Genomic DNA, 16,881 nt, shown 5'->3' on the forward strand with positions numbered 1-16,881 from the left:
TGACTCAGGCTCGGCGCGTATCGGCGTCGTCTTCCGCCGGATGCTTCAGCGGCGTGCCGAGGACGAGATCGACGTCGTAGGCGGTGTCGAGCAGGGTGACCGCGCGGGCACCGATCTGCTCCTCGCCCGCCGCAGCGGTGACGACATAGCGACCGCCTGGTGGCCGGGGCATCGAGTAGCGGCCGTCGTGGTCGCTGCGGATGCTGTCGACCACCTCGCCGGACTGGCGCGTGAGGATGACGAGGGCGTCAGGCAGTGGCATCTGGTCGGCGTCGGTGATCGTCCCGGTCAGCGTGAGCCGGTCGCGGAGCGCGATCGGGGGGAGCGGATCGGTGTTGTCGAGGTGCATGAAACGCGAGCGCGGGCGCCAGCCCTCCGCGGTGGTGACCACGAGGTAGTCGTCGGCGCGGGGGATCGCGATGGTGAAGCGGCCCTCGGTATCGGCCTGCCCCCAGTCGATGCCCTGGCCGTCGGGGGTCAGCACCGTGACCACGGCGTACCGGATCGCACGGCCGGAGGCGTCGACCACCTGGCCCTCGACCACCTGGGCCTCGGCGCCGACGTTCTCGGCGCCGGCGCGGTCGGCCTCGATCGCGTACTCGCGCATGCGGAGCATCGGGACGCCGATCACGACCGTCGCCAACGACGCAGCGGCAGCAAGCCAGTACAGGAGGTTCAGCGCGCCCTCGGAGGCGAACTCGTGGCCGGCGATGCTCACGACCGAGGCGGTGGTGATGGCCGCGGTGGCCGCGCTCGCCGTCGAGGTGCCCAAGGAGCGGAGCAGGACGTTGAGGCCGTTGGCCGAGGCCGTCTCGGTGACCGGCACCGCCCGCATGATCAGGGTCGGCATCGCGCTGTAGACCAACGCCGTACCGACGCCGACCACGGCGGCCCCGAGGGACACCTGGACCGCGTCGTTGCTGTAGACGACCCGCGCGACGTAGGCCACCGCCATGATCAGCGCGCCCGCGATCAAGGTGGCCTGGGGCCCGAAGCGCCGGATGGCGGCGGCCGCGACCGGCGCCATCAGCCCGAACGCCGCGGCGTTCGGAACCATCCACAGCCCCGCGGCCAGCACGTCGCGACCGAGCCCGTAGCCCGTGCTCTCCGGGATCTGCAGGAACTGCATCGAGACGAGCATGTTGGCGTACATGGCGAAGCCGACGAAGGCCGAGGCCACGTTGACCAGCAGCACCGCACGTCGGGTGGCCACCCGCACGTCGACCAGCGGGCGCGGCGTCCGCAGCTCCATCGGCACCCACGCGGCCAGGATCGCCAGACCGAGCACGGCCAGGCCGAGGGTGGCAGGTGAGATCCAGCCCCACTGCCCGCCCTTGGACAGGGCGACCAGGATCGCGGTCAGGGCCAGCGACAACAGCACGGCGCCACGGACGTCGAACGCGCCGCCGGTGCGCACCGGTGACTCCGGGATGATCCAGGCGGCGCCCAGGAACAGCGCCACGCCGACCGCCGCGGTCAGCCAGAAGGACGCGTGCCAGTCCAGGTGCTCGTTGATCAACCCAGCGAGCGGTAGGGCGACCCCGGCACCGATCGCGAGGGTCGCGCTCATGATCGCCACGCCGAGCGGCACTCGGTCGCGCGGTAGCTCATCGCGCATGATCGCGATGGCGACCGGGATCAGCGCCATGCCGACACCCTGAAGGGCGCGGGCCGCGATCAGCAGCCACAGGTCGGTGCTGACGGCTCCGAGCAGCGACCCGGCCACCGACGTCGCCAGCGCGACCAGGACCATCCGCCGCTTGCCGTACATGTCGGCGAGCCGCGAGATCGTCGGGGTGGCGATGGCGCCGGTGAGCAGGGTCGCGGTGACCAGCCAGGACGCGCTCTCCGGCGAGGTGTCGAGCAGCCGCGGCAGCTCGGCCAGCAGCGGGAGGAGGAGCGTCTGCTGGAGCGACACGACGATGCCGCACAGCGACAGCATCGTGACGACGAGGGTCGGATTCGCTCGGGTGGCCACGTGGTCGGCACGGTCAGGCCGAGCCGCCGGTGCCTCGGGACTGCGGGTGGACAACCCCTGTTCCTCTCTGTGTGTGAAGAGCGCGCCCAGCCTAGTGGTGATCGGGATCGGGAGCCGGGGCCCTGGAAACGCCGGACCCCCCAGCCCGAGATCTCTCGGACCGAGGGGTCGGCTCAGGTGCCGCGTCGGGTCAGTGCATCGCGACGGGCGCGGCGCCCTCGGGCTGCTCGAGCTTGCGCCGCGGCAGGAAGAACGCCGGGACGAGCACCAGCGCGATCAGGATCGTCGCGACGATGAACACCGTGGCGAAGGCGTCGGCGTAGCCGTCGATGAAGTCGGGCGACATGGGGTTCAGCTTGATCGTGCCGTTGGTGAGCAGCACGGCGAACAGCGCGGTACCGATCGAGGCCGCCACCTGCTGGACGATGTTCATCAAGGTGGAGCCGCGCGCGATGGTGTGCTCGCGCAGGGTGCCGAGCGCGGCAGACATGATGGGCATCATCGTGCCGCCCATGCCCAGGCCCATCACGAACAGCGCACCGAGGATGAAGGCGTAGGAGGTGTCGGCCTCCAGCTGGGTGAACATCGCCATGCCGATGGTGATGACGCTGATGCCGGTCATGACGATCTTCCCGGGCCCGATCTTGTCGGCGAGGATGCCGGCCAGCGGCATCGTGATCATCGCCCCCACGCCCTGCGGGGCAAGCAGCAGCCCGGCGTGGAGGGCGTCCTGGCCGCGCACGCCCTGGAAGTACAGCGGGAACAGCAGGCTGGCACCGAAGAAGGCGATCGCGAACAGCGACATCGACAGCACCGCGACGGTCATCGTGCGATTGGCGAACAGCCGCAGGTCGACCACGGGGTGTGCATTGCGCGGGTTCAGCGCCCACGGCACGAAGGCGACGATCAGGAGGATTCCGACGGCTGCCGGCCCGACGACCTGCGCGGTCCAGACGGTGCCGTGCTCGGTGCGCGCCTCGGGGATCGAGGAGACGCCGTAGAGGAAGGCGGCCAGACCGGGGGAGAGCAGAGCCATGCCGATCCAGTCGAAGGTCTCCGACGGCTCGACGTGGTCGGGCGGGAGCACCTTGAGGGCGTAGACCAGGGCGATGACGCCGATCGGCAGGTTGATCAGGAAGATCCAGTGCCAGCTCGCGGAGTCGATGAGCGCGCCGCCGATGATGGGGCCGAAGATCGGGCCGAGCAGCATCGGGATGCCGAGCACGGCCATGACCCGACCGACCCGCTCGGGGCCGGCGGCACGGGTGAGGATCGTCATGCCCAGCGGCATCAGCATTCCGCCACCGAGGCCCTGCAGCACGCGGAAGGCGACGAGCATCGGCAGCGTCGTCGCCATCGCGCACAGCACCGAGCCGATGGTGAAGAGCACCACGGCCAGCAGGTAGAGGCGCTTGGTGCCGAACCGGTCGGCCGCCCAGCCGGTAAGCGGGATGACGCTGGCCAGCGCCAGCGTGTAGCCGGTCATGGTCCAGGCGACCTGTGCGGAGGAGGCCTTGAACTCGTTCTGGAAGGTCTCCAGTGCCACCGAGACGACGGTGATGTCGAGGATCGACATGATCGCCCCGAGCACCACCACTCCGGCGACCACCAGCACCGCGCGGTCGAGCTTGTCGCTCTCAGCTGTGATCTCGCCCGGGTTCCCCTCGGACGGTTCCTTCGTCAAGTCTGTTGTCACTGGCCGAAATCTAGTGCCACCCACCCCCAACGCCCCATTCGTTGCGCTCCGTGACGCGCAAATGACGCTGACCCGTCAGCTATAGCGGACGGGTCAGCGCCAAGGTGGGACGGTTGAGGCGGGTGGGGCTGCTGGTCAGTTGGTGGTCAGTCGGTGGCGAATCGGGCCAGGAAGGTGCGGAGGTCCTCGGCCAGGGCGGTCGGGTCCTCGAGGGCTCCGAAGTGGCCGCCGGGGGGCATCACGGTGAACTGCTCGACCTGGTAGAAGCGCTCGGCGTACTCCCGCGGCGGGACGCCGGCGAGGTCGCGGGGGAAGGCGGCGATGCCGGTAGGGACGGCGATCGGGGTGACCGTCCAGTCGCCTCCCCAGTCCCCGGCCTCTTCGGCGTCCGCCTCCTCGGTCCCGGCCTCCTCGGTCTCCGCCGCCTCGGTCTGGGACCCCTCGGCCTGCGCCCAGTCGGTCCCGGCGTCCGCAGACCAGTCGGCGTCGTCGCCGCCGTCCCAGGCGAGGCCCTCGGCGTAGAAGCGCATCGCCGAGCGGGTCGAGTCGGTGACCCAGTGCAGCATCACGTTGGTGAGGACGTCGTCGAGCGAGGGGCGCTCCTCGCACCACATCATGAACCGGCTCAGGTGCCAGGCGGCCAGCGCGACGGGGGAGTCGGTCAGTCCGATCGAGAAGAGCGTCGGCATCTCGGACTGGATCGTGTAGTACAGCCCCTGGCCGGTGTCGGCACCGAAGGCCTCGAAGCGCTCGAGGTAGGCCTTCTCCGCCTCGGAGGCGGTCTCGCGGTCGATCGTGAACACCTTCGAGAACGGCACGTCGGCCAGGTGCAGGGCGTAGAGCGCCTCGGGGTGGGCGGCGGCGATCGCGTCGGCCACCCCGGCTCCCCAGTCGCCGCCGTGGACTGCGTAACGGTCGTAGCCGAGGGCTGCCATCAGGCCGTGCAGGCGCTCACCGGCGTCGGCCAGGGTCGCGGGGCCGCTCGGCTCGGAGGACCACGCCGTCCCCGGCAGCGACGGGACGACGACGTCGTAGCCGGCGTCCACGAGCATCGGCACCACGGCGGCGTAGCGGGCGAAGGTGTCCGGCCAGCCGTGCAGCAGCATCACCGCGGGGGCGCCCTCGCGGCCGGCCCGCTGGTGGACGGCGTGCAGCACGCCGTCCTCGGTGGTGACGGTGACCTGGGGGAGCGCGTTGAGGCGGGCCTGCTGCACGGACCAGTCGAAGTCCTCACGCCAGTACCGCAGCAGCTCTCGGACGTCGGCGAGGGTGACGCCCTGCTCGACGACGGTCTCGTCGACCACCGACGGGAGTCGGGTCAGGTCGAGTCGGGTCCGCAGGTCCTCCAGCGCGGCGTCGGTGACGTCGATGGTGAAGGGGGCGACGGTGGGGCCGTTCGTCGTGGTGTTCATCGGTGCTTCCTTCCGGTTGCGGTGTGCTGGTCGATGTCTCCACTCTCGCCCGCCAGGCGGGGTCCGCTATTGAAGAAACCCGCCAACCGTCCGGGCCGCTAGCGGAGGACGTCTCCCCGCTCTCCGTCGAGGTACTCGCGCAGCACCCGCGCCGGAGTGATCCCGGCGAGCAGTCCGAAGTCGCGGGTCATGTGCGCCTGGTCGGAGTAGCCGGCCGCGACGGCGGCCTCTGCCAGCGGGAGCCCCTGCTGCATCAGCGCGTAGGCGTGCCGGACGCGGCGCCGTTGCTCGACCTGCTTGGGACTGAGGCCGGTCTGGTCGCGCACATGGCGTTGCAGGCTGCGTTCTGACCACCCGGCGGCGCCGTCGAGAGCGGCGCCGAGTGCCGGGTCGGCCACCAAGGTGCCCTGGACGAGCATCGCGTCGATGAGGCCCGGCAGTCCGTCGTGGTCGACGAAGGGATAGCGGACGCCGGCCAGCTCGAACCACGAGCCGGACACCGGCAGGTCCACGATGACGTCGAGCAGCCCGCGCTTGGGCACACCGACCACCACCACGTGGGCGGCGAGCTCGACGCCCCAGTGCTCGTGGCCCGGCTCCATCACCAAGGGCCGTGGACGCAGCGCGGGACCGACCAGCTCGACCGACCGCGCGCCGTCCGGCCCCCTGGTGAGGGCCAGGCCCCAGAACTCGTTGGCTGCGTCGGTCCACTCATAGGGCTGGGTGACGACCGCGCGCCACAGCGAGCTGATCGCGGGGTGGGTGCTCGGAACGCTCTCGTAGAGCCCGCCGTCCTCGCTCGTCCACGTGTAGGTCATGGGTCGATCCTGCCTGGTGGGAGTGCCGGGACGGCCTAGGCTTTCGGGGTGCTGCACACCACGGAGATCGGATCCAGCGGCGACCGAGCGGTCTTCCTGCACGGCCTGTTCGGGCAGGGCCGCAACTTCACACCCATCGCGCGGGCCCTCGAACCGGACATCCACTCGCTGCTGGTCGACCTGCCCAACCACGGTCGCTCGGAGTGGACCGACTCGGTCGACTACGTAGAGGTCGCCGACGCCGTCGCCGAGCATCTACGCACCGGATTCGCCGCCGACGGCCCGGTGCACGTGATCGGTCATTCGATGGGCGGGAAGGTGGCGATGGTGCTCGCCCTGCGCCATCCCGACCTGGTGCGCCGGCTCGTCGTGGTCGACATCTCTCCCACGGCCAGCGAGGGCGCCGGGGAGTTCGAGCACCTCCTCGACAGCCTCGCCGGACTCGATCTGGGCGCCGTGTCCCGGCGTGCGGAGGCCGACCAGGCCCTCCAGGAGCAGATCCCCAACGACGTCGTCCGCGGCTTCCTGCTCCAGAACCTCGCCGCGACCGGGTCGAGCAGCGACCCGGCGTTCACCTGGCGCGCCAACCTCGCGCTGCTGCGGGCCGGGCTGCCGGTGATCGGGGGGTTCCCCGAAGCCGACCGGCTCGACGCTCCGCCCTTCGAGCACCCGGTCCTGTGGGTGGCAGGAGAGCGCTCCGACTACGTCCGCAAGGAGCACGACGCAGCGATGCGGCAGCTGTTCCCGCACACCACGCAGGTCACGATCAAGGGCGCCGGGCACTGGGTGCACAGCGAACGGCCCGAGGCCTTCGTCTCCGCGCTTCGGGTCTTCCTGCTCGGCCACCGCGAACAACGTGCCGATCAGGTGTAACGCCGCACCCCCGGGCGACGAAGAAGGGGTATGAACGAACACGACGCGTCGGACGGCCGGCCCGAGGCCCCCGCAGCCCCAGACGTCACCGCCATCGGGCGCGATCCGGACGCCTTCGAGGCCTTCTATCGCGAGCATCTGGAGACGGTGGGCAGGTTCGTCGCGCGTCGGGTGGACGACCCGCACCTGGCCGCCGACCTCACCGCCGACGTCTTCCTGGCAGCCATCGCCGCCAGCGACGGCTATCGCAGCGATCTGGGCCGACCGGTGGCCTGGCTGATCGGAATCGCCCGGAACGTGGTCGCCGACCACGTGCGACGCCGGTTCCGCGAGCACGACGCCACCCGACGGATCGCCGGACGCCGCCTGCTCGACGCCGACTCGATCACCCGTATCGAGGAGCGGATCGACGCCGAGCGGGAGCTGCGCGCCGTCTACGCCGTCCTCGGCGACCTGCCCGACAAGGATCGCCGGCTCTTCGAGCTCGTCGCCCTCGACGGGCTCTCCATCACCGACGCAGCGAGCGTGCTGGGGGTGAAGCCGGCCACCGCGCGGGTTCGGCTGCACCGCAGCCGCGCCCGGGTCCAGCGCCTCATGTCCGAGGCCGCGCCGGCACCATTCCAGATCCAGGAGATCACATCATGACCACCGTGAAGCCACCGCTCGACCACTTCGAGCAGAGCCTGCTGACCGAGCTGCGCGACGTCGTCGCCGACCGGGCAGCCGACCACACCCCCGACGTCGTCCCGCTCCGGTCCCGAAGCCGGCAGCGCCGTCGCGCCGGACTGGGGATCGCCGCGATCATCGGCGCGGCGGCCACCATCGCCGGGCTCACCACCCTCGGCGGGGGCACCCCCGCGTTCGCCGTCGAGAACGGCGACGGGGGAGCGGTCGTCGTCCGCATCCACGAGCTCACCGACGCCGACGGTCTCGAGGCCGCCCTGGCCGAACGCGGCATCGACGCCGAGGTCGAGTACGGCGCCACCGACACGGTCGTGCGGATCGACGGTGACGGCGGCCCGGCGCCGATCGACCAGACCGCACCGCCGGCGGGCGAGGTCTCCGACGAGGGCCTCCACGTGTCGGTCGGGGAGGGCGGCGAGGACGGCCCCCCTGCTGACGACGGTGCCTGCGGACCGATCGACGGCGTCCTGCCGGTGAACCTCGAACGCGACGGAGACGACTACGTCCTGACCCTGTCGGGCGCCACCCTGGTCGAGGGCAACCAGCTCAAGCTCAACACCATGGACGGGGACACGCCCTCGATGATGGCGACCTACCGGTTCGGCGACACCGTCTGCGGCGCCGGCGTCTTCCTCTGATCGATCCCGCCCGACACGCCTCCCCGCGGCCCGGTTCCCGACCGGTCCGCGGGGACGCGTACGTTGTGCACTCGTGAACCAGGCGAACCCGAGTGAGTCATGGCTGCTCTCGGCGGCCGAACGCGGCAACCCTGCGACCCGGCTCGACGACCTGCACTCGGACGGGACGGCGTGGTCGACCGGGAACCTGGCCCGCCCGCTGATCCACGGCGACACCTACTTCGGTGAGCTGTACGACGCCTTGGAGGCGACCGGCCCGGGCGATCGGGTGTACTTCACCGACTGGCGCGGAAGCCCCGACCAGCAGCTCACCGACGACCCCGGCAGCACGCTGTACCAAGTCCTCGAGCGAGCGCTCGACCGCGGCGTCGAGGTGCGGGTCCTCGTCTGGCGCTCCCAGACCGGTCTCATCGGCTACCACGCCGACGAGCACCGGGACCTCGGCAAGCGACTCCAGGCGCACGGCGCCGACGTGATCCTCGACATGCGGGTGCGCTCCTCGGGGGCCCACCACCAGAAGTTCGTGGTGATCCGGCACGCCGACGACCCCTCCCGCGATGTGGCCTTCGTCGGCGGGATCGACCTCTGCCACGGCCGTCGCGACGACGCCGACCACCGCGGCGACCCCCAGGCCGAGCCGACGTCGAAGGAGTACGGCGAGCACCCGCCGTGGCACGACGTCCAGGTCGCCCTGCACGGGCCGGTCGTCCACGACGTCGAGACGGTCTTCCGTGAGCGGTGGGAGGACTCCACACCACCCACGCGCAGTCCGCTGCGTCGGGTGCAGGACAAGGTGCACGACCTCGACGAGGAGCGGCACCGCCTGTCGCCGCAGGCCCCGCCGCCGCCCCCGGTGGAAGGTCACGACCACCGGATCCAGTTGCTGCGCACCTACCCGCGGCTGGGCCCCGGGTGGGCCTACGACTTCGCACCTCGCGGTGAGCGCTCGGTCGCCCGCGGATACGCCAAGGCGCTGGGCAACGTGCGGGAGCTGATCTACCTGGAGGACCAGTTCCTCTGGGGGCGCGAGATGAGCGACGTGCTGTCGAAGGCACTCCACGACAACCCGGACCTGCGCCTGATCGCGGTCCTGCCCCAGTACCCCGACCAGGACGGCTGGTTCGCACGCGATCCGCAGCTCCTCGGCCGGATCAGGGCGATCCGGCGGCTCCAGATGGAGGCAGGGGACCGGGTCGCCTTCTACGGCCTGGAGAACCATGCCGGCACACCGGTCTACGTGCACGCCAAGGTGTGCGTCCTCGACGACACCTGGTCGACGATCGGGTCGGACAACTTCTGCCGACGCTCGTGGACCAACGACTCCGAGCTCTCCGCGGTCGTCGTCGACCCTGACGGCGACTACGGACGCCGGCTCCGGCTGACCCTCGGCGCCGAGCACCTCGACCGGCTCGACCCCGACCAGCTGACCTCTCCGGAGGCTGCCGCGCTGGTCGATGAGGCGATGGCCGACGTCGTCAAGCCCGCCGCCATGTTCGCGGCGTTCGCCGAGGCCGCGGACGCGCTGGAGGACTGGCACGCGAGCGGACGGGTCGGCCCACGCCCCCCTGGGCGGCTGCGACGGCTGCCGAAGCCGGAGCTCCCGACCGCGCGCCAGCTGATCGCGGCGCCCTTCTACCGATTCCTGCACGACCCGGACGGCCGCCCGCGGTCGTTGCGTCGCCGTCGCAGCTTCTGAGATGGACGACGCGCCGCCCAGCACCCGGCCCGGCTCGCGTCGCAGCCTCGTCCCGGCGCTGGTCTACGGCGCGCTGTCCACCGCGATCGTGTCGTCGCTCGGCATGCTGCTGGTGCCCTCGATCGCGAAGGCGATGGACGTCGCCGTCAGCACCGCCCAGTGGACGTTGACGATCAACCTGCTCGCCGGCGCGGTCGCCACGCCGGTGATGGGACGGCTCAGCGACGGCGCCCACCCCAAGCGACTGCTGCTGGTCTCCCTCTCGATCGTCCTGGTGGGCTGCGTGGTGGCTGCCTCCGCACCGCGGTTCGACATCTTCCTCGTAGGCCGCGCGCTCCAGGGGCTGACCTACGGCATCGTCCCGGTCACCATCTCGCTGGCGCGCCGGTACGTCGCGCCCGCGCGCACCCAGGCCGCCATCTCCAGTCTCTCGGTCACGGTCTCGACCGGGATCGGCATCGGCTACCCGCTCACCGGCATCATCGCCGGCACCCTCGACTTCCGTGCAGCCTTCTGGTTCGCCGCGATCTTCGTGGTGACCGCGCTGGTCGTGGTGGCCAGGCACATCCCGGCCGACACCGAGCTGGATGCCGCGGGCCACGCGCGCCGCTTCGACGCCCTGGGGGCGGTCCTGCTGGGCCTCGGCCTCGGGTCCCTGCTGCTCGGCATCAGCGAGGGCACGCACTGGGGCTGGGGGTCACCCGCAGTCATCTCGGTGCTCTGCCTCGCGGTGGTCGTGCTGGCAGCGTGGACCTTCGTCGAGCTCCGCACGGAGCACCCGCTCATCAACCTGCGCGTGCTCACCCGCACCGACGTCATCCTCGCCAATGGCACCGCGATCGGCCTGGGCGGCGCCATGTACATCGGCCTCTCGATGGGGAGCCTCGTCGCCCAGGCGCCGGAGGAGACCGGCTACGGGCTGGCGCTTCCGGTCTGGTGGGCGGGATTCGTGATGTTCCCGCTCTCGGTCGGCAGCTTCTCGGCCAACCGGGTGGTGCGTCGGCTCTCGCGCCGGGTCGACCTCACCGTCGTGCTGCCCTTCGGGGCCGCCGTCATGGCCTCGGCAGCCGCCCTCCTCTGGCTAGCGCACACCGAGCTCTGGGAGGTGCTGATCGGCATGTTCCTCTTCGGTGTCGGTCTTGGAGCCAGCTACGCCGCCATGCCGGCCCTGATCGCGCGCAGCGTGGCGGCTGCCGAGCTGGGCAGCTCGGTGAGCTTCAACCAGGTGCTGCGGACGATCGGCAGCTCGTTCGGCACCGCCATCTCGGCGGCGGTGATCGCTGCCCACCTCGGCGTGGGCGGGGAGGCCACCGACCGCGGCATCTCGACGACGTTCGCGATCAGTGCCGTGGCGTGCGTCGGCGTCTTCGCGGTGCTCGCGGCCCACGCCGTGACCGGCTACCGTCGGGGAGTGTGAGGGTAGAGAGCATCATCGCCGACCTGGTGGTTCCTGACCTCGCGGTCGGACGCGACTTCTATACCGACTATCTCGGGCTCTCCGACGAGGAGTTCAACCTCGGCTGGGTCGCCAGGTACACCTCGCCCGCCACCGGGGCGCACCTTCAGGTGGTCACCAAGGACGCCACCGCTCCGGCCAACCCCGTCGTCTCGGTCAAGGTCGACGACGTCGACGCCGCCTACGCGCAGGCCCAGGAGCGCGGCTACGAGATCGTGCACCCGCTGTGCGAGGAGGAGTGGGGCGTGCGCCGGTTCTTCGTCCGCGCACCCGACGGCAACGTGTTCAACGTCGTGGCACACGTCGGAGGTGAGCAAGCCTCCGGGGCGTCGCCTGCCGCCGGAGGTTGAGCGAGCGAGCGCCAGCGAGCGCTGACGAAACCCCGGCGGGCTTACGAGGTTTCGTCAGCGCTGTCGGGCTCGTCCCTCGCCCTCCAGCTTGCTCAACCTCCGAGCACCACCCTCGGCCGGAGGTTGAGCAAGCGAGCGCCAGCGAGCGCCGACGAAACCCCGGCAACCGGCGCTGCCAACGTTCCCGAGGCCGGTTACGAGGTTTCGTCAGCGCTGTCGGGCTCGTCCCTCGCCCTCCAGCTTGCTCAACCTCCGAGCACCACCCTCGGCCGGAGGTTGAGCAAGCGAGCGCCAGCGAGCGCCGACGAAACCCCGGCACCCGGAGCTCGGCGCGCTCGGCCGCAGTCACAGCCGACGGCACTGGCCTTCCTTGTTGCCGTCGACGACGTTGCGCCCGCCCTGGGGTGCGGGGCGGTTGCCCTGGCACTGGAGGTTGCCGTCCACGACGTTGTCGACGATGCGGAAGCGACCCTTGCTGCCGCTGATCTGGATGTCGCCGTTGACGGCCGAGCCCCGGACCACTCCGCCGGTGCGGGTCTTCTTGAGCTGGATGTTGCCGTCGACCCGTGCGCCACGGACCACGACGCGCTTCGCCGAGGCCGACTGGATGTTGCCCTCGATGTCGGCGCCCTTGACGACCAGGCGCGCTCCCTGGCGCACCTTGACGTCGCCGTCGACACGGGTCCCCACGAGGCGACAGGTGGCGCCGGCAGGCACCACGACGTCGTCGTCGACGGCGCCGCGGATCACACCGCGGCACGCCCGGTCGTCAGAGCCGCGCTCGCCTGCCTCGGCGGCGGTCGCAGCACCGCCGGTCAAGGTCAGGGCGGGGAGCAGCAGCGCGATTCCGGCCAGCACGGGAAGAAGCAGTAGACGTCGCATCGTGGTTCCTTCGGGTTCTCGGGGAGCGAATGAGTCAGGCTGGATCCTGCGGCCGTTCGATGAAGGCCGGATGAGTCGTAGATGAACGGCCTCTCATCAACCGGGTCAGGCTGTCGGCGGCGTGCCCTAGCCTCGGCTCGTATGAGCCTGACGATCCCGTTCGAGACCGGCCGACACGCGATGGGGGAGTCCATCGACGGCTTCCTCGAGGCTGCCGAGTCGATCGGCGAGCTCGACCTGCTGGAGCCATCACGATGTGCGGGGTGGAGCCGGATGGACGTCGTGGTCCATGTGCTTGCCGGCTGGCAGGAGATGTTCGGCGGGCTCGTGTCGCCGGTGGAGTCCGAGCCGACCGTCGACGCGGCGAGCTTCTGGACGCAGTTCGCCGACCAGTACACCACCGACGACCCGATCCCGGTCATCATGTCGCAGCGCCGGCGTACCGCTGCCTACGCCCGGCCGGCCTCGGCGATGGCTCAGCTACGAGACGTCGCCGAGGCGGCCCGCCGGGCGGTCGACGCGGTGGCCGACCGACCGGTGCTCTGGGACGGCCGGGTCTACAGTGCGGGCGACTACCTCGCCGTCTGGGCGGTCGAGGACGTCGTCCACCAGCTCGACCTTCGCGTCGATGTCGCACCGCCGGCATCCGGGCTGTCCATCGCGCGCAACACGATCGAGGCCCTGATCGACGAGCCGCTGCCCGCCGGTCTCGACGACGCGGAGGCCACGCTGATCGGCACCGGTCGCATCGACGTGCCGGCCGACTGGGGCGCGCTCGCCGCACGCCTCCCGGCCCTCGGCTAGGACACGCCCTGACTCAACGGCACGGCGAGCACCCGCTCGCGGGTGAGCCCGTCACGTCGGAGCACGCCCGGCTCACCCGTGTCGCTGAATCCATGCCGCTGGTACAGACCGAGCGCAGCGGGGTTGTCGGGCATCACCGACAGCCGCAGCGTCGTCGCGTCTCGACCCCGTGCCCACTGCTTGATCGCCTCGATCAGGGCATCGCCGACGCCTCGTCCGCGCGCCCGCGGGGCCACCCACATCGAGATCAACTCGACGGTGTCCGCTCTGGTGCCCGGTACGCCGCTGACCATCCCGACCGGCTCGTCGTCGAGGAATGCCACCACGTCTCGTCCGCCGGGGATGGCCAGCCTCGCGCGCCAGCGCTCCTCGCGATCACCGGCGCCCTGCCAGTCGGCCAGTCGAGCGCCGAACGCCTCGGGCGCCTGCCCCAGGGCGGCGAGCCGGAGCTCGCGCCACAGCGGCCAGTCGTCGGGTTCCAGCTTGCGAAGTTCGAGCACGCAACCGATCGTGCCCGGACCTCAGCACGACCACAACGCGATTGCGGGCGACCAGCCAGCCGTCGAGGACCGGGCGGCTCGAACCAGAAGGACCGCGCCACCCCGAGCTGGTCGGGGCGACGCGGTCCGGCTGCGGTGTCGTCGAGGTCAGGCCGGTGGGTGGATCTCGGCGGTGGTCTCCGACGGGACGTGACGGCGAGCCGCCTTGACGCCGTCGATGGCGGTGCGAAGGCCGAGAGCGAGGAGCGTTCCCATGTTGGTCATCTTGCTGTTGCAGAGCATGCCCTGCATGACGTCGTTCCCGTGGAGGATGATCACCACGAGGGTGTCACCCTGCATCTCCAGGACGAAGTAGCGGGCAAGCCCGGGGAATCCGGACTGCTCGAGCGTGCGCTCCATGCCGGACGTCATCTCGTTGAACATCTCGACGGCCGCAGGCTGAGTGTTGAAGCCGGCGAGTGACTTGCCGGTCGAGCGCTCCCAGATGTCGGTGGCGACCAGGCCGGGAAGTCGAGCCTCGAGTTCGGCAGCGACCTCGTTGAGCTTGGTGACATCGATGAACATGGCGTTTCTCCGTGGGGGGTGGTGGTGACTGTCGAACTTCACCGTAGACAGCCACGACGGCCGATTCGGAGGAATGCCGGATCTGGTGCCAAGCGGTCTAAACCGCTGTGAAATGGGGTAAATCGGCTTGACCGAGTAGGGCCTGCGTCACAAAGTGAGCAACGCTCTCGGTCTAGCCGGCGGCGAGTGCCGAGACCAGGGTCGCCACGATCACGGTGTTGAAGACGAAGGCGATGACGGCGTGCGCGGTCACCGTACGGCGCAGCTCGGAGGACACGACGGAGACGTCGGTGGTCCCGAAGGTGGTCATAACCGCGAACGCGAAGTAGATGTAGTCGGACCAGTCGGGGGAGGGGGTCTCGCCCTCCGCATGCGGGAAGTTGAGCCCACGTTCGTTCTCGACGAGGTTGTCGGCGTAGAAGGCGACCGCGAAAGACATCACTACGCACGACCACGCCACGATCACCAGGGCCGCGGTGATCGTGAGACGCACCGGGCGCTCGAAGTCGCTGGCGATGCCGGTGGGCAACCAGCCCATGGCCACCACGAGCGCCGCGATCGAGACCCCCAGCGAGATGCCCGGCCCGGGGGCCGTGCCGTACAGATAGCGCTGCGCGAAGGTGCCGCGATCAGCCCGCTGGGCCCACTTGAGGATCGTCGGTCGGGTCGCCCGGGCGAAGACCACCGCGGTCGTCAGGAGGTAGGCGATCAGGAAGGCGAGGAGGGCCAGCACGCCGGCATCGACCGCCGAGCCGGCGTCGCGTCCTCCGACAGCCATTGCGACGATCGCCACGACGACGGTCAGCACCGCCGCGAGGCCAGATCGTCTGCGTTCTCCGAGCCAGAAGGTGTCGTTCACCCGCACAGGCTAGGGGGAGCGGCGCCGGCCTCGGACGCGACGCCCCTGCCGCCGCCCGAGCGGCCGATCGATCGGCGCAGCGGTCAGCGCCCGAGCAGGCGCTTGACCCAGCTCGTAGAGCCCTGGGCATCGGGGTGCCCTGCGCACCACTGCCCCGGCGGCACGGAGGCCTTGACGTCGGCGACGTGGGCTCCACAGCCGGTCCAGGTGGTCAAGCCGCAGGTCGCGCATCGCTTCGGACGGCACATGTTCTCTCCTCGGTGATAGGTGATGCAGGTCGTTCGATCAGGCGGATCGCTGGTCGGCGGCGTCAGCGAACTCGCAGAAGGCGTCGTAGGCCCGGGCGCCATGGATGGTCGCCGGACCGCCGTGCATCAAGAAGGTGACGCCGATGGCCTCGGCCGCCTCCTGGCGGCTAGCGCCGGCCCGCACCGCGGCCTGGGCGTGGGAGGCGATGCAGCCGTCGCACCCCTCGACGACGCCGATCGCGAGCGCGATGAGCTCCTTGGTCGCGCGGGGGAGCGCGCCGTCGTCGAAGGCGGCCTTCGAGAGCGCGCCGAAGCCTTGGTAGACCTCGGGGATCGCGTGGCGCAGGTTGCGGTGCATGGGCCCCAAGTCAGACAGGACCTGCTTGCCGTAGGGGCTCTTCGACTCCTCGTCCATCGAGTCACTTCCTCCAGTGTCTTCGTGCCGGCGCACGGTGCGCCTTAACCCCCCGGGGGGATGCGAGGGACACTAGCATATCCCCCCGGGGGGTTATAGTCGGACGCGGCACGACCCCCAGGCGTGTCAGCACAGGACGACCAGAAGGGCACCACCATGCAGCTCGAGCCAGAGGACACCAAGGCGATCATCACCCGCCTCAAGCGCGCCAACGGACACCTCGCCTCGGTGATCCGGATGCTGGAGGACGGTGCGGAGTGCGAGGATGCTCTGATGCAGCTCGCGGCGGTCAACAAGGCAGTCGCCCGCGGCGGCTACGCCCTGGTCGCCACGGGCCTCCAGCGCTGTCTGGTCGAAGGCGGCCCGGAGAGCGTCGACACCAAGAAGATGGAGAAGCTGTTCCTTGCCCTCGCCTGAGGACCCACCGACCGGCCGTTCCAGGCGCCGCGACGACGTGACCGAGGCGGAACTGGTGGGCGGCGTGGAGAAGCGCGACCTCCACCTCGTGAGCCACGACCCGGCGTGGGCGTCGGCGTACCTCGAACACCGGAGCCGGATCATGGCGGGGCTGGGCGACGCCGCGATCGCGGTCGAGCACATCGGGTCGACGTCGGTGCCCGGTCTCGCCGCGAAGCCGATCATCGACATCCTGGTCACCGTCCCCGACATCACCGCCGAGGAGGACTACCTCGTCCCGCTGCTGGCCGCCGGGTACGTGTTACGGGTGCGCGAGCCGGGGCATCGCCTCGTGCGCACGCCGGCACGCGACGTCCACGTACACGTCCTCGAGCCCGATGACCCGGCAGCGGCCGACTACCTCCTCCTACGCGATCGGCTTCGATCCGATCAAGGCGACCGCGACCTGTACGAGTCGACCAAGCGCGGCCTCCTCCGACGCGACTGGGCCGACATGAACGCCTACTCCGATGCGAAGACCTCGGTGATCGAGGAGATCAAGAAGCGGGCGCGGGCCGCCGGGGGAGCCGGGTCGACCGATTGACGACCGGT

At 70.6% G+C, this 16,881-nt stretch carries 19 protein-coding genes; 9 read left to right on the forward strand and 10 right to left on the reverse strand.

The genetic code is table 11. The features are described from left to right. Positions 1-4: 4 nt before the first annotated feature. From WMR31_RS09200 to WMR31_RS09215, 4 genes are all read right to left on the reverse strand, one after another. Positions 5-1,978 (reverse strand): MFS transporter, encoded by a 1,974-nt coding sequence (locus WMR31_RS09200; protein WP_340538499.1) that lies wholly within the window; start codon positions 1,976-1,978, stop codon positions 5-7. A 190-nt stretch (positions 1,979-2,168) separates the two neighbouring features. Beyond that, positions 2,169-3,674: a DHA2 family efflux MFS transporter permease subunit gene (locus WMR31_RS09205; RefSeq protein ID WP_340538500.1), complete on the reverse strand. Its 1,506-nt coding sequence runs from the start codon at positions 3,672-3,674 to the stop codon at positions 2,169-2,171. A gap of 146 nt (positions 3,675-3,820) precedes the next feature. Next, entirely contained in the window at positions 3,821-5,086 is a 1,266-nt protein-coding gene (locus WMR31_RS09210) for an epoxide hydrolase family protein (RefSeq protein WP_340538501.1), read from the reverse strand. 98 nt (positions 5,087-5,184) lie between these two features. After that, entirely contained in the window at positions 5,185-5,904 is a 720-nt protein-coding gene (locus tag WMR31_RS09215) for a helix-turn-helix domain-containing protein (protein WP_340538502.1), read from the reverse strand. Positions 5,905-5,952: 48 nt separating this feature from the next. On the opposite strand from WMR31_RS09215, the gene WMR31_RS09220 reads away from it, so the two are divergent. From WMR31_RS09220 to WMR31_RS09245, 6 genes are all read left to right on the forward strand, one after another. After that, the gene (locus WMR31_RS09220; RefSeq protein WP_340538503.1) at positions 5,953-6,777 is read left to right on the forward strand and encodes an alpha/beta fold hydrolase; all 825 of its coding nucleotides are present in this window, start codon (positions 5,953-5,955) and stop codon (positions 6,775-6,777) included. A gap of 30 nt (positions 6,778-6,807) precedes the next feature. Beyond that, positions 6,808-7,422 (forward strand): RNA polymerase sigma factor, encoded by a 615-nt coding sequence (locus WMR31_RS09225; RefSeq protein ID WP_340538504.1) that lies wholly within the window; start codon positions 6,808-6,810, stop codon positions 7,420-7,422. Beyond that, complete coding sequence (locus WMR31_RS09230) at positions 7,419-8,099, forward strand: hypothetical protein (RefSeq protein WP_340538505.1); 681 nt, start codon at positions 7,419-7,421, stop codon at positions 8,097-8,099. Before WMR31_RS09225 ends, WMR31_RS09230 begins: the two co-directional genes overlap by 4 nt. 73 nt (positions 8,100-8,172) lie before the next feature. Further along, positions 8,173-9,795, forward strand: coding sequence for a phospholipase D family protein (locus tag WMR31_RS09235; protein ID WP_340538506.1), 1,623 nt, complete (start codon positions 8,173-8,175; stop codon positions 9,793-9,795). A gap of 1 nt (position 9,796) precedes the next feature. Beyond that, complete coding sequence (locus WMR31_RS09240) at positions 9,797-11,212, forward strand: MFS transporter (protein WP_340538507.1); 1,416 nt, start codon at positions 9,797-9,799, stop codon at positions 11,210-11,212. Then, positions 11,209-11,601 carry a VOC family protein gene (locus WMR31_RS09245; protein WP_340538508.1) on the forward strand — a complete coding sequence of 131 codons (393 nt, stop codon included), beginning with the start codon at positions 11,209-11,211 and terminating at the stop codon, positions 11,599-11,601. The genes WMR31_RS09240 and WMR31_RS09245 overlap by 4 nt, the downstream gene beginning before the upstream one ends. 345 nt (positions 11,602-11,946) lie before the next feature. On the opposite strand, the gene WMR31_RS09250 is transcribed toward WMR31_RS09245, so the two are convergent. After that, entirely contained in the window at positions 11,947-12,483 is a 537-nt protein-coding gene (locus WMR31_RS09250; protein WP_340538509.1) for a hypothetical protein, read from the reverse strand. Between the two features lie 141 nt (positions 12,484-12,624). Between WMR31_RS09250 and WMR31_RS09255 the strand changes: the two genes are divergently transcribed. After that, positions 12,625-13,287: a maleylpyruvate isomerase family mycothiol-dependent enzyme gene (locus WMR31_RS09255; RefSeq protein ID WP_340538510.1), complete on the forward strand. Its 663-nt coding sequence runs from the start codon at positions 12,625-12,627 to the stop codon at positions 13,285-13,287. Here WMR31_RS09255 and WMR31_RS09260 read toward each other — a convergent pair. From WMR31_RS09260 to WMR31_RS09280, 5 genes are all read right to left on the reverse strand, one after another. Beyond that, entirely contained in the window at positions 13,284-13,787 is a 504-nt protein-coding gene (locus WMR31_RS09260; protein ID WP_340538511.1) for a GNAT family N-acetyltransferase, read from the reverse strand. The genes WMR31_RS09255 and WMR31_RS09260 overlap by 4 nt on opposite strands. Before the next feature lie 147 nt (positions 13,788-13,934). Next, positions 13,935-14,351: a hypothetical protein gene (locus tag WMR31_RS09265; RefSeq protein ID WP_340538512.1), complete on the reverse strand. Its 417-nt coding sequence runs from the start codon at positions 14,349-14,351 to the stop codon at positions 13,935-13,937. A 172-nt stretch (positions 14,352-14,523) separates the two neighbouring features. Then, the gene (locus WMR31_RS09270) at positions 14,524-15,210 is read right to left on the reverse strand and encodes a DUF1345 domain-containing protein (RefSeq protein ID WP_340538513.1); all 687 of its coding nucleotides are present in this window, start codon (positions 15,208-15,210) and stop codon (positions 14,524-14,526) included. A gap of 83 nt (positions 15,211-15,293) precedes the next feature. Then, entirely contained in the window at positions 15,294-15,458 is a 165-nt protein-coding gene (locus WMR31_RS09275; RefSeq protein WP_340538514.1) for a DUF8730 family Cys-rich protein, read from the reverse strand. 37 nt (positions 15,459-15,495) lie between these two features. Beyond that, a complete protein-coding gene (locus WMR31_RS09280; RefSeq protein ID WP_340538515.1) occupies positions 15,496-15,873 on the reverse strand; it encodes a carboxymuconolactone decarboxylase family protein in 378 nt (125 codons plus the stop codon). Positions 15,874-15,996: 123 nt separating this feature from the next. On the opposite strand from WMR31_RS09280, the gene WMR31_RS09285 reads away from it, so the two are divergent. After that, complete coding sequence (locus WMR31_RS09285; protein ID WP_445321621.1) at positions 15,997-16,290, forward strand: metal-sensitive transcriptional regulator; 294 nt, start codon at positions 15,997-15,999, stop codon at positions 16,288-16,290. Between the two features lie 37 nt (positions 16,291-16,327). After that, the gene (locus WMR31_RS09290) at positions 16,328-16,873 is read left to right on the forward strand and encodes a GrpB family protein (protein ID WP_340538516.1); all 546 of its coding nucleotides are present in this window, start codon (positions 16,328-16,330) and stop codon (positions 16,871-16,873) included. Positions 16,874-16,881 lie beyond the last annotated feature (8 nt).

The sequence above is a fragment of the Nocardioides epinepheli genome (genome assembly GCF_037936805.1).
In the GTDB taxonomy this organism is placed as follows: Bacteria; Actinomycetota; Actinomycetes; order Propionibacteriales; family Nocardioidaceae; genus Nocardioides.